This is a genomic window from Priestia aryabhattai B8W22, assembly GCF_000956595.1.
Lineage (GTDB): Bacteria > Bacillota > Bacilli > Bacillales > Bacillaceae_H > Priestia > Priestia aryabhattai.
Genome location: NZ_JYOO01000031.1, coordinates 19,648 through 37,644, shown reverse-complemented (window position 1 = coordinate 37,644; position 17,997 = coordinate 19,648). Strand labels below are relative to the sequence as shown.

The following is a 17,997-nucleotide window of genomic DNA, read 5'->3' as shown; positions in this document are numbered from 1 at the left end:
CTTTTTCAAAAACTGCGCATAGGTTGGTCTATTAGTGTATTCGTACATGAGTTAAAATAGACTAAAAATGCAGAGAGTGAATAGGCTACCCATGCATATTATTTTGTGGATTCTCGCGAAATATGTATAAATAGAAAAAACTATTTAAAAATTGATTGCTTTTTTCTGTGACGGATGTTATATTAATAAAGCGATGAGCTAATTTGTGTAAGTCGAAGGACATGCTTTCGAGCTAAACGTGTGAATGTGGTCACACGGTCCCCGCCACAAACGCATCAAAGACGTCCTGCGTGGACGTCTTTTTCATGTTATAAAAAAAGAGAGCAATATGCTCTCTTTTTTTTGATCTCTTTTATCATTTCTGTCCCTTTTATTTACTGCAACCAAATTTACTGTATTTGCACATTTGCCGCATATTGCATGGTTCCTCTTGTAGAGTTAATCGCAATATCAACAACGTACAAACCTTGATTTTTAGGAACCTTAAATTCATTATTTTTGACAAACAGCTTGGTTTTTTCACCGTTATCTCTCCATATATGCACACTCACACTACGAATATAAGCACCGTCTAAGTTCGAAAAATTGAGCTTAACTGATTGTTGCTGCTTCAATGGGATACTTTTTTGCTGCGATATGTATGTATATAAATCATATACATTTATTTCTTTTTTTGTTGTTGAACGGCCGTTTGACCAGTTAATAGAACCTTTATGAAGGTGATAAGTATGTTCGTTGACCGCAAGCGCAGCTTCAGGTTTGTTTTGATCGTATTCTTCCTCTAGAAAAAAAGCACTGTTCTTAAGTAAAAGTAAGAAGAATACAATAACAGCTCCTAGACCGCTTAAGACATATACACCACATTTTGCGGATTGTACTTTCATAATAATTTCCTTTCACAGACCAATAATTAAGGAGGATAGGTACATAAAATTTCCACTTTTTCTATTCTAAACGATTACAAATAAAATTACATTTATTGCTTGCTTTCTTCACAAAAAACAGGATAATAGTCATGTATTTGCTATAAAATATCTCCTTAGATCCAATTCAAACCTATAGAAAAGGAAGGGAAATGGAAATTAAAAGAGGGAATCTAAAAAATTTACAGAAGTTGATAAGTGATTTAAAATTATACAGAGGAAAAAAGCATTTCAAAAAAAGGGAGATTAGTAGGTTTTTCGTTCTACTGCCGCTACTTAAAAAGTCGTATTTTTCGTAAGAAACTGTAAAGCTATATTTTATAAAGGTGAACCAATACATATATAAACAAAAGGGACACAGAAAAAGGGGGATCAGCATGCAAATTAGAGAACTAGAATTACATGATGCTGCAAACTTTGTAGATTTGCTTAAACAAATTGAAGAAGAAAGTAAGTTTATGCTGTTTGAAAGTGGAGAGCGAAAACTGAGCACAGATCAGCAGGAGAAAAACATCGAAATCTTTAAGCAACAGCTAAACTCTACGATTATTGTAGCAGAAGAAAACGAGATGCTTGTGGGATATATAGCTGCAACAGGGGGTGAAGCTAACCGAAACGCTCACATCGCTTCTTTGACATTAGGTATTCGAAAGACGTTTCAAAACCAAGGGATTGGGACGGCTTTAATCAGTGCACTTGAAGAATGGGCAAGAGAACACCATATTCATCGTCTTGAGCTCACAGTCGCTATACAGCATGAAAAGGCTCTTTCTTTATATGACAAAGTAGGATTCGAAATTGAAGGGACAAAAAAACATTCACTGCGAATTGGCGGTTTGTTTATTGATGAGTACTATATGTCTAAATTGCTCAACTAAAAAAGAAACGACGTTTAAAGACGCCGTTTCTTTTTTTAGCTTCCTCTATAAACTTGGTATCCCCACGGTGACACAAGCAAAGGAACGTGATAGTGTTCTTGTTCAGAAGACAATCCGACTCGAACAGAAACTTGATTTAAAAAGGGGGGATTTGTTGTTTGGACTTCTTGTTTTTTATAATACTCCCCAATATGAAACAGAAGTTCATAATCTCCTGATTCAAACGCTTCAGAAGAGAAAAGCGAAGTTACTAATCGCCCGTCTTCATTTGTAGTACCATGCGAAAGTTTTATTCGTTTACTTTCTGACTGAATGTGATAGAAATCAACTTTGACAAAAGCAGCCGGACATCCGTGAGTGAGGTCTAAAATATGCGTCGTAATTTTAGTCATGCTCGTTTCTTTGTCTCCTTATCTTCAGTAATTTTATCAGTTAAGCGAAAGAAAGCGATTTTATATACTTCTTCTAACGCTGTATCAAACTCCATTTGTTTGGTATTTTGTAAGCGACTTTGCATTGCCTCATAGATATCTTCTTTTTGTTTACCTCGTACTGCCAAAATAAAAGGAAAAGGAAACTTCTCCATATACGTTCCATTAAGAGAAGAAAACTGTTCATACTCATCTTGTGTTAAGTTTTGTAAGCCTGCTTTGGTTTGTTCTTCAGTAGAAGCAGATGTCATAGCGATATTTTCACCTAGATTTGGATGAGCCTGCAGCAACTTAAGCTGTTTTTCTACAGATGCTTGCGCTACAATTTCTTTCATCTTTCCGTGAAGTTGTTCAACGGACGAGAAAGGGCGCTTAGAATAAGCCTCTTCTGCAACCCAAGGTGAATGTTCAAATATATCACCAACTAATGAGACAAAATGCTGCTTGCTAAGCTGATTTACATACTGCACGGATACATTATTCATACTAAATAAACCACCTTTACTTTACTTCTGAATAATCTGTCTTCTCTAAAGAGACAGAAGGTACTTTTCGTTCAACCGATGCGTTAAAAAAGAGATTTAATAAAATGGCAGCTAAACTTCCAGTAATAACTCCATCGCTTACAATCACACGCAAAGCATTTGGGAGCTGGGCGAATAAATCGGGTACCACCGTTACACCAAGACCCAGTGAAAGAGAGCACGCAATAATCAGCAAATTTTCTTGTTTAGCCAAATCAACAGCGCTTAGCATTTTGATGCCTGATGAAATAACTAAACCAAACAACACGACCATTGCTCCTCCTAAAACAGGAGTAGGAATAATGGTTGTAAAAGCAGCTATTTTAGGAACAAGTCCCAATAATACGAGAATAAAGCCGGCTACTACCACTACATTTTTTGTTTTTACTTTCGATAATTGAACCAGTCCTACATTCTGAGCGAATGTATTGTAAGGAAAAGCATTAAATAGCCCTCCAAGAACAATGGCGATTCCTTCGGCACGGTAGCCTTTTGTAAAATCTTTTTCAGTTAATTCCCGATCACACAGTTTTCCTAACGCTAAAAATACGCCTGTAGACTCAATAATAATGACCAAGCATACGAGAATCATCGTTAAAATCGGTCCAATTTCAAAAGTGGGCATCCCAAAATAAAAAGGAGTGGGAATGTGCAGCCAAGAAGCTTCATTAAAGTTAGTGAAATTAACTTTTCCCATTAATACAGCGGCTATTGTTCCGGCTACAATTCCAATCAACACAGAAAGAGAACGAAGGAAACCGCTGAAAAATCGATTTAAAATTAAAATAAGCGCTAGAACACCAAAAGATAGAAGAAGATTAGAAAGAGAACCAAAATCTTTACTTCCTACTCCTCCTGCCATATTTCGGACAGCGGATGGTACAAGTGATAAACCAATCATCGTCACAACCGTTCCTGTGACAACTGGAGGAAAAAATTTAATAATTTTGCCTAAAAAACTTGCTGCCAGTACGATGAAAATACCACCGGCAATAATCGCTCCGTAAACAGCGCTAATTCCATATTGAGTTCCAATCGCAATCATAGGAGTCACCGCTACAAATGAACTTCCAAGTACAACAGGAAGACCAATCCCAAACCACCTGTTCGTCCAAGCCTGCAGCAGCGTAGCTAGTCCGCAGGTCAGTAAATCAATGGCTACGAGATAGGCTAAGTCATGTGCATTTAAATTTAATGCGCGTCCTACCATCAGCGGAACGAGAATGGCACCCGCATACATAGCGAGTACGTGCTGTAATCCCAATGAAGCTAGTCGAAACGGTCGATTTTGGTTATTCACCTAAAAACCTCCTTTAATTATATCACATGTAATGTTAATAAATATTACATTCAGGATGATACATTAATAGTAAAATGTTTTTTAAGGGATGTCATTAGTCAAGTTGACCAAAAACAGAGATTTCAATATCTCCTTTTTTACAATATATAGAGAAGTAGGTAAGCTGCCGTGTAAAAAGATGTTACATTCCCTTTTTTAGTACCAACTCTTAATATCAAGTGATATAATTTTTGTATATATTTTCAACTAATAGAGAGAAGAGGAAACATTTATGTATAATGTCGCGGCTTACACATGTAAATTTTTATTGAAAAGGAGAGGGAAGCTTCACGTAAAGAACAGAGAGTATCTGCCAATGGATACAGGCTTTGTGATCGCTTGTTCGCATAAAGGATGGGTAGACGTCGTAGCGCTTGGTACCGCAGTTTTGCCTCACCAAATTCATTTTATGGCAAAAAAGGAGCTATTTAATCATATACTTACTAGTAATGTATTAAAAAAACTTAACGCATTCCCAGTAGATCGTAACAATCCAGGACCCAGCAGCATTAAAACACCTATTAAATTGGCAAAACAAGGACATATAGTAGGGGTTTTCCCTAGCGGCACGCGAACAGAGGAAGACGTTCCTTTGAAAAGAGGAGCAGTCACTATAGCAAGTATGGCAAAGGTTCCTATTGTACCCGCAGTTTACAAAGGACCCGCAAATGTAAAAGAGCTATTTTCAAAGGATCCCATTGTCATTTCCTTTGGAAAGCCTATCTACCTTGCTGAAGGAAAACTGACAAAAGATCGGCTCGCCGACGTGTCAAATCACTTAACAGCTTCGATTCGTGCGTTAGAGGAAACAGAAAAATAACTTCATAGCGGAGGTGCATCATGAAGGATTGGGTACAGAGAAAGCTAAACGATGTGATTAGTGATGATGTGCAGGCAAAAATGAAAGAAAAGATGGCTGAAAGCGGTGTAACCGTTCCTATATCCGCTTCTATGCTCATGCGAATTTTTCAAAAGCAAATGACAAAGCAAGATCAAATTCAGCAATTCTCTATTTCATTTCAAGACTCCTATATTCACGTGAATGGAATTATTAAAAAATTTCTGGTGAGAATTCCATTTTCTATTGTGCTAGAACCTCTTGAAGCCAAAGAACGTACGCTTGTATTCAAAATCCATGAAATGAAACCTCTTAATCAAAATTGGATCAACTATCGAATTTTTCACAAGCCGCCTGTTACTACGTATGAAGAAAAACAAATTCATATCAACCTCAATGAAATTGATAAAGTGAAAGTCATTCCAGTAGGAAAAATCAAACAATTTTCAATACAAGATGAAAAGCTTCGAGTGAAAATTGGTTTATAAATGGTTGTAAATAAAATGTAGAAATAGTTTTTTTAGAAAGAAAACCTTTTCAATTCAGCACTTAATTCGATTAGGTGCTATTTCTTTATAATTTTTATAAAATTTTTAGAATTTTTCGTCTCTAACTATTGTGACACGCTTCCCTAAAGTTGTACAATGTAACTTATATAGAGGTTTAAGCGAAAAACCCGTAAATATAAAGAGCAAGGAGAAACAACTATGACAACTTATTCAATCGATGTAACACTAAGTCAAAACAAAAAAAGAAAAGCCGCAATCTGATCAATTGCAATTCGGGAAAATCTTCACGGACCATATGTTCATTATGGATTATACAGAAGGCCAAGGATGGCACGATGCTCGTATTGTACCTTATCAACCTATCACATTAGATCCGGCATCCATGATCTTTCATTACGGGCAGTCTGTTTTTGAAGGACTAAAAGCATATGTAACAAAAAAAGAGCAAGTATTATTATTTAGACCAGATGAGAATTTCAAACGTTTAAATAAATCAAACGATCGTCTTTGTATTCCTCATGTTGACGAAGACTTAGCATTAGAAGCGTTAAAACAGCTGATTAAAATTGACCGCGAATGGATTCCTACTGCTGAAGGTACATCACTATACATTCGTCCATTTGTCATCGCGACAGAGCCTTACTTAGGAGTAGCGCCATCTGACCGCTACCAATTTATCATTATTCTATCCCCAGTTGGCTCATATTATAAAGAAGGGATTGCTCCTGTAAAAATTGCGGTTGAAAGCGAATTTGTTCGTGCTGTAGCCGGAGGGACAGGGACTGCTAAAACAGGCGGAAACTATGCTTCAAGCTTAAAAGCTCAGCAGCTTTCTGACTCAAAAGGCTATTCACAAGTACTGTGGTTAGACGGAGTTGAACGCAAGTACATTGAAGAAGTAGGAAGCATGAATATTTTCTTCAAAATTGATGGAGAAGTAGTAACGCCATCTGTGAACGGAAGCATTTTAGAAGGAATTACGCGTAAATCCATCATTGAGCTGCTAAAACACTGGGATATGCCTGTAACTGAGCGCCGTATTTCTATGGAAGAAATTAAGCAAGCTTATTCGGAAGGCAAACTAGAAGAGGCATTTGGAACAGGTACAGCTGCAGTTATTTCTCCGATTGGCGAGCTATTTTGGAATAACGAGAAAATGGTCATCAACGGTGGAAACACAGGAGAAGTATCACAAAAACTGTATGACACTCTAACAGGTATTCAAAATGGTACAGTGGAAGATCCATTCGGCTGGGCAGTGGAAGTAGAGTAAATTTCGGTAATCGAATATCTTTTTACGTAAAAGAAGCGGGACAGCTCCCGCTTCTTTTTTTGTTGATTGTCGAGTAGTTCAAAAGAAACAAACTATATTTTGAATATTTAGAACTATTTATATACTTTTATTGTAAAATAAAATATAATTATCCTTATAAAAGCAATACGTTGTCTTTATTGAAATTCACAGCATTACTTATTCGTTATAAGGGGGAGAACAAAATGCTTTTTTTATCACATGATGAAAAAATTAAACAGCTGGCTTCACACTTAGCTGAACGACTCGAAAGAGAATTAAACCAAGAAACCTCAGATGAACAAATGCACGTGCTCATCGGCTACTTATTTGCTTCTCATTTAATCGAGCACCGTCCTACAGGTTATTACGTAAGGTCTCAATACCCTGAGCAGCTAAAAGATTTATATGAAACTTTACACGTCCACCAATAAATTATCTCTTCCTCTTTTGTCCTATATCGTGTAGAATTTTAGAAAATATATGATTTTCTAGTTGATGGCAGAGCTAGGATATAGCGTGGTGTGGCATTTACCTTTAAATGATTAAGTAATGGCTTTAGAGGTGAATAATGTTAGCGCAGATTAAAGAAATGAGTTTAGATAAAAATCGTCGTAATCCACATTACCGCGTGTTGTTGCAGTGTCCAGACGGGAGTGAACTATTCATTCACTTTAATTATACATACCGATCAAAAACATATTGGTCAAGAGATGTATATTACAACAATGTTCATAAAAAAATCTCAGCTTGCTTGGTATACCCAAAGCGTAGAGGAAATGACTGCTCAGCAGTTTCTTGAAGAGCTAGGAGCTAAAGTAAATGAACATTTCAACTTTACACTGCGACGATAACCAAAAAAGCACCCTTTAACAAGGGGGCTTTTTTGGTTGGTTATTTTATATAAATAAAGACAAAATAATACATTTTCTCTTTAATAATAGTCATTTTTTCCTTACTTTTTTTCATCAAAATTGGCGAGATACTCCGTTTAAGTTATCTATCTAGTGATGAAGAGACGGGTTGTGTTTTATCGCTAACTTTTATATAATGAACGTACAAAACCCTCTATTTATATCGGAAATAGAGGTGTTTTTACTATGAAAAAGATACAAAATGGCAAAATATCTGCGGATGAACATCATTTTTCGCAAAAAAATTAAAATAATGTAAAAGTTTATGTTAAAATGGCAATGTTGCGTGAACGAATTAACTAAATTTACGCAAGAATGCTATTTACATACGTAAGAAGGAGAGAGATTTAAGATGGCAAAGACGTTAATTTTTGGACATAAAAATCCTGACACAGATACAATCTGTTCTGCAATTGCATACGCTGATTTAAAGAATAAATTAGGTGTAGACGCTGAACCAGTTCGATTAGGCGATATTAACGGTGAAACGCAATTTGCTCTTGAAAAGTTCAACGCTGAACTACCACGTTTCGTTGATGAAGTATCTAAAGAAACAAATGAAGTTATTTTAGTGGACCACAACGAACGCCAACAAAGTGCAAACGATATTGATCAAGTTCGTGTACTTGAAGTAATTGATCATCACCGTATTGCTAACTTTGAAACAGCAGATCCTTTATACTATCGTGCAGAGCCAGTTGGATGTACGGCAACAATCTTAAACAAGATGTATAAAGAAAACGGCGTAGAAATCGAACCTAACATCGCAGGTCTTATGCTATCAGCTATCATTTCTGATTCTTTATTATTCAAATCACCAACTTGCACAGACCAAGACGTTGCAGCTGCTAAAGAATTAGCGGAAATTGCAGGCGTAGATGCAGAAGAGTACGGATTAGCAATGCTGAAAGCTGGAGCTGACTTAGGCGATAAAACAGCTTCACAATTAATTTCATTAGATGCTAAAGAATTCAGCATGGGTACAAGCAAAGTAGAAATCGCACAAGTGAATGCAATTGACGTAAATGACGTTTTAGTACGCAAAGTGGAACTAGAAGAAGCTATTACTAAAACAATCGAAGAAAAAGGATTACAATTATTCCTTTTAGTTGTTACAGATATTTTAAACAGCAACTCTACTGCATTAGCATTAGGTTCTGCTGCTTCAAAAGTAGAAGAAGCATACAACGTAACGCTTGAAAACAATACAGCTGTCTTAGAAGGTGTTGTATCACGTAAGAAACAAGTAGTACCTGTATTAACATCTGTATTTGCTTAATAAAAAAAACGGTCGTGTCTACACACGACCGTTTTTTTTGTCTATTTGCACGTTAAGCCAATTTAGTATATCTTCTATCACTTCATCTTTATTTAATTCATTCAGCAACTCATGACGGCACTCTTTAAAAAAGCGGTAGCTTATATCCTGCAATCCTGCTTTTTTAAAGTCGTTATATACTTTGAGTACACCTTTTGTATAGCTGCCTACTGGATCTTGTTCTCCAGATATCAAATAAATAGGCAGGTTTAATGGAACTAGCTTTATATTAGCTAAGTTAGAGATTTGTTTGATTCCTGTTAGTAAGTCATAGAAAAAACCTGTGGTGAAAACTCCTCCGCAATAAGGGTCATTTACATATAAATCTACAGCCTCATTATCTTGACTTAACCAATCAAAAGGCGTTCGAGCAGGATGAAAGAATTTGTTGTACTGTCCAAAAGAAAGTTTATCAAGCAATGGACTAGCAGATCGTAATCCTTTTCTTTTTTTCTCCATTTTCGCAGCTAATATGCCTCCCCGCAGTGAAAGGGAAGGAATGCTGCCAGTACCTGAGAGCATCGCACCATGAATGTGCTCTGTATCCAATTGAATATATCTTCTCGTCAGAAAAGACCCCATGCTGTGACCGAAAAGAAAGATTGGTAGGCGAGGGTGTTCCGTTGAAATGTGCTTAGTCAAAGCAATCATGTCATAAACTACGGTGTCAAAACCATTTTCTTCAGCAAAAAAACGCTTTTCTTCATCTTTCAAAGCTGTTTGACCGTGGCCGCGGTGATCATTTCCATATACGATGTAGCCATGTTGAGTTAATACATTAGCAAAGTATTCGTAGCGTCCAATATGTTCGGCCATTCCATGGGCTATTTGGACAACACCTTTTGCAGAATGGTTTTCAACTTCCCATTTTTGTGCAAATATTTCTTTTTCTTGATGACCTCTGTAATAAAAGGATTGTTTCATGCTCAGCATCCACCTTCTGTTTTTCTGTAAAATAAGGGATATATGTATATATTATACTAATTTATGCAGGTGATTTTACTATTTTAAAATAAAAAATGATTATTTTGTCATAAACCTTTACAAACCTTTGTGTGATTTGTTAAATTAGTATTTATATTAAAAATTATTAAACAATTTAAAAAGATTTATTTTTTAATTAGTTTTTAATAGGTTAGATGAATACGGAGGGAATTATTGTGGCAGAATTAAGAAGTAACATGATCAAAAAAGGATTCGACAGAGCACCGCACCGCAGCCTACTGCGCGCAGCTGGTGTAAAAGAAGAGGATTTCGGCAAACCGTTTATTGCGGTTGTCAATTCATATATTGATATTGTACCAGGTCATGTTCACTTACAGGAGTTTGGTAAAATCGTAAAAGATGCGATTCGCGAAGCTGGTGGCGTACCTTTTGAAATGAACACTATCGGGGTAGATGACGGTATTGCGATGGGACATATCGGTATGCGTTATTCATTACCAAGTCGTGAAATCATTGCTGACTCAGTTGAAACGGTAGTATCTGCTCACTGGTTTGACGGAATGGTATGTATTCCAAACTGTGATAAAATCACGCCTGGGATGTTAATGGCTTCATTACGTCTGAATATTCCGACAGTTTTTGTTAGCGGCGGACCAATGAAGGCTGGCGTAACGAGCGACGGTCGTAAGATTTCTCTTTCTTCAGTATTTGAAGGCGTAGGAGCTCATCAAGCGGGTAAACTTGATGATAAAGGATTGCTTGAATTAGAACAATTCGGCTGTCCGACATGCGGATCTTGTTCAGGAATGTTTACAGCGAACTCAATGAATTGCTTAGCTGAAGCTTTAGGACTTGCTTTACCTGGAAATGGTACAATCTTAGCAGTTGCTCCTGAACGTAGAGAATTTGTTAAAAAATCAGCTAAACAGCTTATGGAATTAATTAAATTAGATTTAAAACCACGTGATATCGTAACAGAAAAAGCAATCGACAACGCATTTGCTTTAGATATGGCGTTAGGTGGTTCTACAAATACAGTTCTTCATACGCTAGCTCTTGCGAATGAAGCTGAAATTGATTATCCGTTAGAGCGTATCAATGAAGTAGCGGAACGTGTGCCTCACTTGGCAAAACTCGCTCCGGCTTCGGATGTATTTATTGAAGACTTACATGAAGCAGGAGGCGTATCGGCTGCTCTAAACGAGCTATCTAAAAAAGAAGGAGCTCTTCATTTAGATACGATGACGGTTACTGGAAAAACGCTAGGCGAAAACATTGCAGGATGCGATGTAAAAGATTATAACGTTATTCATTCAATCGATAAGCCTTTCACAGAAAAAGGCGGACTTGCTGTATTGTTTGGTAACTTAGCTCCAGACGGCGCGATCATTAAAACAGGCGGTGTTCAAGATGGCATTACTCGCCACGAAGGACCAGCAATTGTATTTGAGTCTCAAGACGAGGCGCTGCACGGTATTGCTAACGGAAAAGTAAAAGAAGGACACGTCGTAGTCATTCGTTATGAAGGACCAAAAGGCGGACCGGGAATGCCTGAAATGTTAGCTCCAACTTCTCAAATTATGGGAATGGGACTAGGCGCAAAAGTAGCACTATTAACAGACGGACGCTTCTCTGGCGCTTCACGTGGATTATCAATTGGCCACGCATCTCCAGAAGCTGCTGAAGGCGGGCCACTGGCATTTGTAGAGGATGGCGACCACATCGTGATTGACATTGAAGATCGTTCAATGAATGTTCAAGTTTCTCCAGATGTTTGGGAAGAACGAAAAGCAAACTGGAAAGGCTTTGAGCCAAAAGTGAAAAAAGGCTATCTTGCAAGATATTCTAAACTTGTAACTTCTGCTAGCACAGGCGGAATTATGAAAATCTAATAGTACAAAAAAGGCTCTCTGCGGAGAGCCTTTTTCTTTACTAGAGCAACTGTGCAAAAGAGTTTTTAACACGTAAACTCTTTTTTCATAATAACGTGTGGAATACCGTCTTCCATAAAGACATCAGAAGCAGTCTTATACCCTAATTTATGATAAAAAGGTTCAGCCTGAACTTGACCGTGAAGCTTAGATTGAGTTAAGCCTTCTTTTTTCGCTGCTTCTTCTAAGCTGGTCACCACTTCTTTTCCAAGTCCATATTTTCTAAATTCTTTTAATACACATACCCGCTCTATTTTAGCGAAACCGTCTACTATGCGGAATCTTCCAGAAGCAGCTGGTTCGTTGTTATAATAAATCAACATATGTTTTGCCGTTTCTTCATGCTCATCAAATTCATCTTCTAACGGCACTCCTTGTTCTTCAACAAACACTGTTTTACGTATATGAAATACGTCTTCAAGCTGCTCTTTTGTTGTAACATGCTTAATTTTCATCGAAAACCCTTCCTTTACTGCGAATTTATGCTTCTTTTTTGTATAATAAAGATATCTGATATAAAAAAGTATAAAGGAAAAACGAAATGTTGTAAATGCAACAAAAATAAACAACTGAAATATTTCGTAAATCATGTTTAATTTCTCGCTGTTTGAACTGCATCATAGCATTAAAATTAAATGCTAAGCGGAGTATGATCAAAAATAGCCCTTCAGCTTTTAATAAACTTTAAAAAGAGTTAAAATCAACTGAAACATGTTAAAAAAGCAAAGAAAAGGGATTATGAAGCGTCGTGGCTCTACATAACTTGTAAAAAGAGAACTATTCACAATAGTAGTGGGATGAAAAAGGGGAATGTATCATGCAAATAACCTTAGTGTATAAAGATGAGCAATCGAATAAATTTTGGAAAGTTGAAAGAAGAGACAGCAAGTTAGTCATTCACTTTGGCAAAGTTGATACAGCTGGCCGCATGCAAGTGAAAGAGTTTGTTTCCGCAGAAGCTTGTGAAGCGGAAGCTGAAAAGCTGATTCGTGCAAAATTGAAGAAAGGATATAAGCCTTTAACTTGTTCGATGCAAGTAATGAAAGACAGCACGATGTCAGAGGCACTCTTTTGGGAACTGATAAAAAAGGCGAAGACAAAATTAGATGTCGATGAGCAAATGGAATGGCTTCGCTCCACGCTAGCAAAGCGTTCTGAAAAGGACATTTTCCGCTTTGATCAGCTATTAAATCAGCATTTTGATCGATCCTATACTTCTTCATTGTGGGCAGCAGCGTATATTGTAATGGGTGGTTGTTCAGATGATTGTTTTGATTATTTTAGAGCTTGGCTTTTATATCAAGGAAAAGACATATATTATAAAGCAATTGAATCTCCTGAGACGATGATTGCTGCGCTTAAACCACTGGAAGCAGAAGGCTATGCTCCTCAATTAGAAGAATTACTTTCTGTAGCGTGTGAAGCTTACGAAGAAAAGACAGGTTTAGATAACGACTATTATTATGATAAATATGACCAGTTTGATCCAGTTTGGTACGATGAGCAAGATTTGGATCTTGATTGGGATGAAGATGATGAGGATGGTTTACAGATGCGATTCCCTGTGCTTTGGAGTCGCTATTGGAACAATCATCTTGAATATTAAAAAGAGGAGATGAAAACCTTTAAACAGATTTTCATCTCCTCTTTTTTATTTTGATAGAGTACGTGCCGGGGCGGCCGAAGACAGTTTTGTTTTTTTGTTTAGCATACTGTTCATAATCATTCCAATTACGATTATCGTCATACCAGCTAACGCAATCCCTGTTGGCATACGTCCATTTAATAAAAACACTTCGCCAAGCACGGTAAAAATCATGCTGCCTGATTGAGTTGCTTCAACTGCTCCAAGCAAACCTAAATTTTCTTTTGCCAAGTCTGTTGCGTAAAAGAACGTCATCGTAGCAATTACACCTGAACTCATTGCTAAGATAAAGGCTTGAGAAAATTGTGGCCCACTCGGGATACCTGTAGTAAAGAAGCCGTATATAGCGTAAATAATACTTAACGGAATGCTTCCTAACGTCATTCCTAAAACACGTTGGAACGTATCAAGCTTCCCGCTGCATATTTCCATCATTTTACGGTTTCCAAGCGGGTATAAAAAAGCAGCGACAACAACAGGCAGAAATCCTAATATAAACTGCATAGCCGTAATATTTTCTGCTTCTTTTACCTGCATAAGAATCACGCCTACTAAAATAAACGCTGAAACGCTAAGCGTTTTTAGCGGGATTTTTCCTCTCACTTTTTTATATCCTTCTGCAGTTTGAACTTTTATAAAAAACAACGGAGAAAGTAGAGCTCCTGCTAGAATGGTCACTTGCCACGTTCCCGCCACCAGCCATGATGGTCCGAAAAGCGAGGAAAAACTTAAGAGAGAATAAAAACCTACTCCTGCAAGTGTACCCCAGCCCAGCCAAGACCACGGATGTTTTTTCATTTCCTTCCACAGAGGCATAAATTTCTTTTGCAGCAGTACTAAAATGAGTAAAATAGGAATAGCGAATAAAAAACGGAGGGATGCAGTCCATGCCCAACTCGTTCCAGATACATTCATTGCTCGGTTAACGATAAACGTAGCGGAAAAGAACATGGAAGATAATAGTCCCCATATTATTGCTTTCATTGTTTACCCTCCTTATTAAATATATTATAATATGTTAATTACTCAAAAAAGTTTATCATAATATATATCAGAAAGGAAGGAAGAAATGCATACGGAAGAGATGATTAAAAAAGTAGGCAGTGAATTACGAAAAATCAGGGTACAAAATCATTTGACACTGGATGAACTAGCTGAAAAGACAGGAGTCAGCAAACTCACGTTAGGGAAAATTGAAAGAGGAGAGACCAACCCTACTTTAGGGGTGATGTGGAAAATAACCACAGGTTTAAATATTCCTTTAACCAAATTAGTATCAGTGGAGCCTTCAGTATCCCTATCTAAGTGCGGAGAAGGATTTTCTCTCAAAGGACCAGATGAAGCGTGGAAAATCGAATTTATGTTTCAAAACCAAATGGATTCGACGATTGAAATGTACCGAGCCTTTCTTGCGCCTCTCGCTACATACCGTCCTGAACCGCATCACAAAGGATTAATTGAAGTAGCAACGGTAATGGAAGGAAGAGTTGAAATAAAAATTGAAGAAGAGGTATACGAGTTAAACCAATTTGATTCGGTCAAATTTGAAGGAAGTCACACGCACTCATACAAAAATCTCGAAGAACGTCCCGCTGTGCTGCATCTACTAGTAAAATATGAGCAATAAAGCGGCAGAGCCGCAGTAAAACGAACCATAAAAAATGATTCGTTTTACTGCGGCTCTAATAGCTGTTTATTCATCAGCTTGTTTTGATAGCTAATATATTTTTTTACTTTAATGATACTTAATGAATATTCTTCAATCAAACGGTGGATAGATTGAACCATACACTCTGGGTAATGATGTTTTTTCTGTAAATACACTTTATACTTTCGAATTTGTCTTTCGAAATATAAAATAACTTGTTCAGGCGTTTTTACCAGTAGCGATTGCATGTATTCATTTACTTGCGTTTCAAGAAACGAATAGCGATTTGTGATAAAAAATGTCTTCATCTTATTTTCCTCCCTATATGTTATTGGTACAAAAAAGAAACCCTTGTGCTAGGATTTCTTTTCTGCTTTTTATTTGAATCAGCTGTGCACAACTTTTAGGCACTGATACTTGAAATCGAAGACTGTCTATATTTTTTTATTTTGCATTTTATATATGTAGGCGTTTCGCCGAAAAGATTTGCTACATGTGCAATAGCTCCGTAATACGTTTTGGCATCCATCATTTCTGTATTCACAATATAGTCATACAGGGATGATTCAATATCATCAACAAAAGCTAAAATGTGACGCTTTTCGAATAGGAGTTGATAAAGTTCATTAATTAAGTATGGGCTTTGATCAAATTTGTCTTGAAGCTGCTCTACTCGGTACTTTGTCATAGGCACTTCACACAAGATAATGTATCGTAACTCTTCTAAAAATAATTTATTCATCTTTCTCACATCCCTATTCTGTTAATAATTATATAATAGCACTATGCCTTCATATTTGGAAGCGTTTTCAATGGATTAATTTTAATATTTTTTTCTTCTCATTTCCCTTCATTTTTTCTTTTCTTACGTGAATTATCTGTAGTATAGTTCGTTTTACATAAAGACTCTAGCTAATTGTTAAACTACCTGACATACTTTTTGAAATTTTCATTATTGATGTCAAAAATTCTTACATACCTAAGCAAAAACACCTTAAAAATAACGTCCTATTAGCCGGAATCACCTTTAATTGTGATAAAATAAAAAATGGAAAATACATCATATAGGAGAGAAGCTATGGAAAAAGATCATATTTCAGAGCTTAAGATTTTAAAAGACATTGCCGAGATTTTAAATGAAGGCACTAATTTACATACAATGCTTCACGATGCTCTTTTAAAACTGCTGCAAATAACAGATTTACAAACAGGATGGATCTTTTTTATTGATGAAAATGGAAAACATGAGATGGTTGCTACTCAGCATTTGCCGCCAGCTTTATTAAATAAAACCGCTCAGCCTATGTGTAACGGAAGCTGCTGGTGTGTTGATCGGTATATGGATGGCCGGCTTCAAAAAGCGTCTAATATTATGGAGTGCAAGAGACTTGAAGATTCCGTCATTTATGAGTGGGGAGATACACACGACGTTACCCATCACGCAACGGTTCCTTTACAAGCAGGAGATGAGCGCTTTGGATTATTAAATGTAGCTGCCCCTCATAAAATTCATTTTGAACAGCGAGAGCTTGATTTATTAGGATCCGTCGCTCTTCAAATTGGCACGGCTATCAAGCGAATTAAGCTGACGCAATCTCAGCAGGAAATAAAACTTATTGAAGAAAGAAACAGACTGGCCAAAGATCTTCACGATTCTGTTAATCAGCTGTTGTTTTCCATTAATGTCACAGCCAAAGCAGGAAGCAGCTTAGCAAAAGATGTGCAGTTAAAAGAGACTTTTTCCTTAATCCAAGAAACCGCTCAGCATGCTCAAGTGGAAATGAAAGCATTAATTTGGCAGCTTCGTCCTCAAGGATTAGAAAACGGCATTGTCAGTGCGTTAAAAAGCTATGGTCAAATGCTAGGGCTTAACGTAACAGAACAAATTAAAGGAGTGTCCGTTTTGCCTGCTGTGATTGAAGAGACACTGTGGAGAGTTGGGCAAGAAGCTTTTAATAATTGCCGAAAGCATGCGGGTACGGCAGAGGTACATCTAAACGTAAATATAAGTAAAGAACAAGTGATCATGAAAGTCCGAGATAGCGGCAATGGTTTTATGTATAGTGCTTCAGCAGAATTGCCGACGCTGGGGCTAAAAACTATGCATGAGCGAATAAAAAGATTAAATGGAAAACTATCTGTTACAAGCAGCATAGGAAACGGAACGGTTGTGGAGGTATCTATTCCTCTTTCATAACGGAAAGGAGCGCACATGAAAATAAAGATTTTAATCGCAGATGATCACCACGTCGTCCGAAAAGGACTTGTCTTTTTCTTACAAACACAGCCTGACCTAGAAATTGTAGGAGAAGCTTCTAATGGGGAAGAAGCTGTAAAGTTAGCGACATCTCTAGAACCTCATATTGTTTTAATGGATTTATCGATGCCGCTTCTCGACGGAATCGAAGCAACAAAAGAATTAAAAAAACAAGCACCGCATGTACAAGTCATGATTCTAACAAGCTTTTCAGATCAAGATCACGTGATACCGGCACTAGAAGCTGGAGCTTCAGGCTATCAGTTAAAAGAAAGTGATCCAGATGAACTTGTATCTGCTATTCGAAAGCTAATGAACGGAGAAAATCAGCTTCATCCAAAAGTCACCACACACTTGCTAACACGGTTAACCAAAAGCAGCGAAAAGAAAGTCAATTTTATTGATCACTTAACAAAACGAGAAAAAGACGTATTAAAAGAAATTGCAAAAGGAAAAAGCAACAAAGAAATTGGTGCTACCTTACATATTACAGAAAAAACAGTAAAAACACATGTGTCTAATATTTTATCGAAGCTTGGGGTTCAAGACCGCACTCAAGCTGCTCTATATGCTGTTCAGCACGGAATTTCCTAACCTACGACTTTA

At 37.0% G+C, this 17,997-nt stretch carries 20 protein-coding genes and 1 pseudogene; 12 read left to right on the top strand and 9 right to left on the bottom strand.

The features are described 5' to 3' along the window. Nucleotides 1-389: 389 nt before the first annotated feature. The gene (locus N178_RS20550) at nucleotides 390-884 is read right to left on the bottom strand and encodes a hypothetical protein (protein WP_045294495.1); all 495 of its coding nucleotides are present in this window, start codon (nucleotides 882-884) and stop codon (nucleotides 390-392) included. 416 nt (nucleotides 885-1,300) lie between these two features. Here N178_RS20550 and N178_RS20545 point away from each other — a divergent pair, with 416 nt between their 5' ends. Beyond that, the gene (locus N178_RS20545) at nucleotides 1,301-1,801 is read left to right on the top strand and encodes a GNAT family N-acetyltransferase (protein ID WP_045294494.1); all 501 of its coding nucleotides are present in this window, start codon (nucleotides 1,301-1,303) and stop codon (nucleotides 1,799-1,801) included. Between the two features lie 35 nt (nucleotides 1,802-1,836). Here the strand turns inward: N178_RS20545 and uraH are convergent, their stop codons facing one another. From uraH to N178_RS20530, 3 genes are read right to left on the bottom strand one after another with little or no spacing between them, the layout of a single operon-like run. After that, nucleotides 1,837-2,193 carry a hydroxyisourate hydrolase gene (gene uraH, locus N178_RS20540; RefSeq protein ID WP_045294492.1) on the bottom strand — a complete coding sequence of 119 codons (357 nt, stop codon included), beginning with the start codon at nucleotides 2,191-2,193 and terminating at the stop codon, nucleotides 1,837-1,839. Continuing rightward, nucleotides 2,190-2,717, bottom strand: coding sequence for a 2-oxo-4-hydroxy-4-carboxy-5-ureidoimidazoline decarboxylase (gene uraD, locus N178_RS20535; RefSeq protein ID WP_045294490.1), 528 nt, complete (start codon nucleotides 2,715-2,717; stop codon nucleotides 2,190-2,192). The genes uraH and uraD overlap by 4 nt, the downstream gene beginning before the upstream one ends. A gap of 16 nt (nucleotides 2,718-2,733) precedes the next feature. Further along, nucleotides 2,734-4,056: a nucleobase:cation symporter-2 family protein gene (locus N178_RS20530; protein WP_028413186.1), complete on the bottom strand. Its 1,323-nt coding sequence runs from the start codon at nucleotides 4,054-4,056 to the stop codon at nucleotides 2,734-2,736. Nucleotides 4,057-4,327: 271 nt separating this feature from the next. Between N178_RS20530 and N178_RS20525 the strand changes: the two genes are divergently transcribed. From N178_RS20525 to N178_RS20500, 6 genes and pseudogenes are all read left to right on the top strand, one after another. After that, the gene (locus tag N178_RS20525) at nucleotides 4,328-4,915 is read left to right on the top strand and encodes a lysophospholipid acyltransferase family protein (RefSeq protein WP_045294487.1); all 588 of its coding nucleotides are present in this window, start codon (nucleotides 4,328-4,330) and stop codon (nucleotides 4,913-4,915) included. A 20-nt stretch (nucleotides 4,916-4,935) separates the two neighbouring features. Beyond that, nucleotides 4,936-5,421, top strand: coding sequence for a hypothetical protein (locus tag N178_RS20520; protein WP_028413188.1), 486 nt, complete (start codon nucleotides 4,936-4,938; stop codon nucleotides 5,419-5,421). 219 nt (nucleotides 5,422-5,640) lie between these two features. Next, nucleotides 5,641-6,715, top strand: a pseudogene (locus N178_RS20515) (branched-chain amino acid aminotransferase). Between the two features lie 224 nt (nucleotides 6,716-6,939). Continuing rightward, complete coding sequence (locus tag N178_RS20510) at nucleotides 6,940-7,167, top strand: hypothetical protein (protein ID WP_014459922.1); 228 nt, start codon at nucleotides 6,940-6,942, stop codon at nucleotides 7,165-7,167. 222 nt (nucleotides 7,168-7,389) lie between these two features. Beyond that, a complete protein-coding gene (locus tag N178_RS20505) occupies nucleotides 7,390-7,587 on the top strand; it encodes a hypothetical protein (RefSeq protein ID WP_237758555.1) in 198 nt (65 codons plus the stop codon). 412 nt (nucleotides 7,588-7,999) lie between these two features. Continuing rightward, entirely contained in the window at nucleotides 8,000-8,926 is a 927-nt protein-coding gene (locus N178_RS20500) for a manganese-dependent inorganic pyrophosphatase (protein ID WP_013057209.1), read from the top strand. An 18-nt stretch (nucleotides 8,927-8,944) separates the two neighbouring features. Here N178_RS20500 and N178_RS20495 read toward each other — a convergent pair whose 3' ends face one another. Next, a complete protein-coding gene (locus N178_RS20495) occupies nucleotides 8,945-9,889 on the bottom strand; it encodes an alpha/beta hydrolase (RefSeq protein ID WP_045294485.1) in 945 nt (314 codons plus the stop codon). Between the two features lie 236 nt (nucleotides 9,890-10,125). Between N178_RS20495 and ilvD the strand changes: the two genes are divergently transcribed. After that, nucleotides 10,126-11,802 (top strand): dihydroxy-acid dehydratase, encoded by a 1,677-nt coding sequence (gene ilvD, locus N178_RS20490; protein ID WP_045294483.1) that lies wholly within the window; start codon nucleotides 10,126-10,128, stop codon nucleotides 11,800-11,802. A 65-nt stretch (nucleotides 11,803-11,867) separates the two neighbouring features. Here the strand turns inward: ilvD and N178_RS20485 are convergent, their stop codons facing one another. Then, nucleotides 11,868-12,296 (bottom strand): GNAT family N-acetyltransferase, encoded by a 429-nt coding sequence (locus N178_RS20485; protein ID WP_045294481.1) that lies wholly within the window; start codon nucleotides 12,294-12,296, stop codon nucleotides 11,868-11,870. 362 nt (nucleotides 12,297-12,658) lie between these two features. On the opposite strand from N178_RS20485, the gene N178_RS20480 reads away from it, so the two are divergent. Next, a complete protein-coding gene (locus N178_RS20480; protein ID WP_045294480.1) occupies nucleotides 12,659-13,447 on the top strand; it encodes a DUF4240 domain-containing protein in 789 nt (262 codons plus the stop codon). 45 nt (nucleotides 13,448-13,492) lie between these two features. Here N178_RS20480 and N178_RS20475 read toward each other — a convergent pair whose 3' ends face one another. Next, the gene (locus tag N178_RS20475; RefSeq protein ID WP_045294479.1) at nucleotides 13,493-14,470 is read right to left on the bottom strand and encodes a DMT family transporter; all 978 of its coding nucleotides are present in this window, start codon (nucleotides 14,468-14,470) and stop codon (nucleotides 13,493-13,495) included. An 85-nt stretch (nucleotides 14,471-14,555) separates the two neighbouring features. Here N178_RS20475 and N178_RS20470 point away from each other — a divergent pair, with 85 nt between their 5' ends. Continuing rightward, nucleotides 14,556-15,113, top strand: a complete 558-nt coding sequence (locus tag N178_RS20470) for a helix-turn-helix domain-containing protein (protein WP_045294477.1) — start codon at nucleotides 14,556-14,558, stop codon at nucleotides 15,111-15,113. Between the two features lie 44 nt (nucleotides 15,114-15,157). On the opposite strand, the gene N178_RS20465 is transcribed toward N178_RS20470, so the two are convergent. Further along, the gene (locus N178_RS20465) at nucleotides 15,158-15,442 is read right to left on the bottom strand and encodes a hypothetical protein (RefSeq protein WP_028408390.1); all 285 of its coding nucleotides are present in this window, start codon (nucleotides 15,440-15,442) and stop codon (nucleotides 15,158-15,160) included. Nucleotides 15,443-15,537: 95 nt separating this feature from the next. Further along, nucleotides 15,538-15,876 carry a hypothetical protein gene (locus tag N178_RS20460; protein WP_045294475.1) on the bottom strand — a complete coding sequence of 113 codons (339 nt, stop codon included), beginning with the start codon at nucleotides 15,874-15,876 and terminating at the stop codon, nucleotides 15,538-15,540. A 336-nt stretch (nucleotides 15,877-16,212) separates the two neighbouring features. Here N178_RS20460 and N178_RS20455 point away from each other — a divergent pair, with 336 nt between their 5' ends. Together N178_RS20455 and N178_RS20450 are read left to right on the top strand one after the other, a co-directional pair. Then, nucleotides 16,213-17,331, top strand: a complete 1,119-nt coding sequence (locus N178_RS20455) for a GAF domain-containing sensor histidine kinase (RefSeq protein WP_045294473.1) — start codon at nucleotides 16,213-16,215, stop codon at nucleotides 17,329-17,331. Between the two features lie 15 nt (nucleotides 17,332-17,346). Then, nucleotides 17,347-17,985, top strand: coding sequence for a response regulator (locus N178_RS20450; RefSeq protein ID WP_045294471.1), 639 nt, complete (start codon nucleotides 17,347-17,349; stop codon nucleotides 17,983-17,985). Nucleotides 17,986-17,997: the final 12 nt, after the last annotated feature.

Bases quoted from the DNA above. Each gene is read 5' to 3' on its own strand.
- N178_RS20470 (WP_045294477.1), top strand. From the start codon at position 14,556: ATGCATACGGAAGAGATGATTAAAAAAGTAGGCAGTGAATTACGAAAA.
- N178_RS20520 (WP_028413188.1), top strand. From the start codon at position 4,936: ATGAAGGATTGGGTACAGAGAAAGCTAAACGATGTGATTAGTGATGAT.
- N178_RS20460 (WP_045294475.1), bottom strand. From the start codon at position 15,876: ATGAATAAATTATTTTTAGAAGAGTTACGATACATTATCTTGTGTGAA.
- N178_RS20495 (WP_045294485.1), bottom strand. From the start codon at position 9,889: ATGAAACAATCCTTTTATTACAGAGGTCATCAAGAAAAAGAAATATTT.
- N178_RS20500 (WP_013057209.1), top strand. From the start codon at position 8,000: ATGGCAAAGACGTTAATTTTTGGACATAAAAATCCTGACACAGATACA.
- N178_RS20545 (WP_045294494.1), top strand. From the start codon at position 1,301: ATGCAAATTAGAGAACTAGAATTACATGATGCTGCAAACTTTGTAGAT.
- N178_RS20455 (WP_045294473.1), top strand. From the start codon at position 16,213: ATGGAAAAAGATCATATTTCAGAGCTTAAGATTTTAAAAGACATTGCC.
- uraD (WP_045294490.1), bottom strand. From the start codon at position 2,717: ATGAATAATGTATCCGTGCAGTATGTAAATCAGCTTAGCAAGCAGCAT.
- N178_RS20485 (WP_045294481.1), bottom strand. From the start codon at position 12,296: ATGAAAATTAAGCATGTTACAACAAAAGAGCAGCTTGAAGACGTATTT.
- N178_RS20525 (WP_045294487.1), top strand. From the start codon at position 4,328: ATGTATAATGTCGCGGCTTACACATGTAAATTTTTATTGAAAAGGAGA.
- uraH (WP_045294492.1), bottom strand. From the start codon at position 2,193: ATGACTAAAATTACGACGCATATTTTAGACCTCACTCACGGATGTCCG.
- N178_RS20475 (WP_045294479.1), bottom strand. From the start codon at position 14,470: ATGAAAGCAATAATATGGGGACTATTATCTTCCATGTTCTTTTCCGCT.
- N178_RS20550 (WP_045294495.1), bottom strand. From the start codon at position 884: ATGAAAGTACAATCCGCAAAATGTGGTGTATATGTCTTAAGCGGTCTA.
- N178_RS20510 (WP_014459922.1), top strand. From the start codon at position 6,940: ATGCTTTTTTTATCACATGATGAAAAAATTAAACAGCTGGCTTCACAC.
- N178_RS20480 (WP_045294480.1), top strand. From the start codon at position 12,659: ATGCAAATAACCTTAGTGTATAAAGATGAGCAATCGAATAAATTTTGG.
- N178_RS20450 (WP_045294471.1), top strand. From the start codon at position 17,347: ATGAAAATAAAGATTTTAATCGCAGATGATCACCACGTCGTCCGAAAA.
- N178_RS20465 (WP_028408390.1), bottom strand. From the start codon at position 15,442: ATGAAGACATTTTTTATCACAAATCGCTATTCGTTTCTTGAAACGCAA.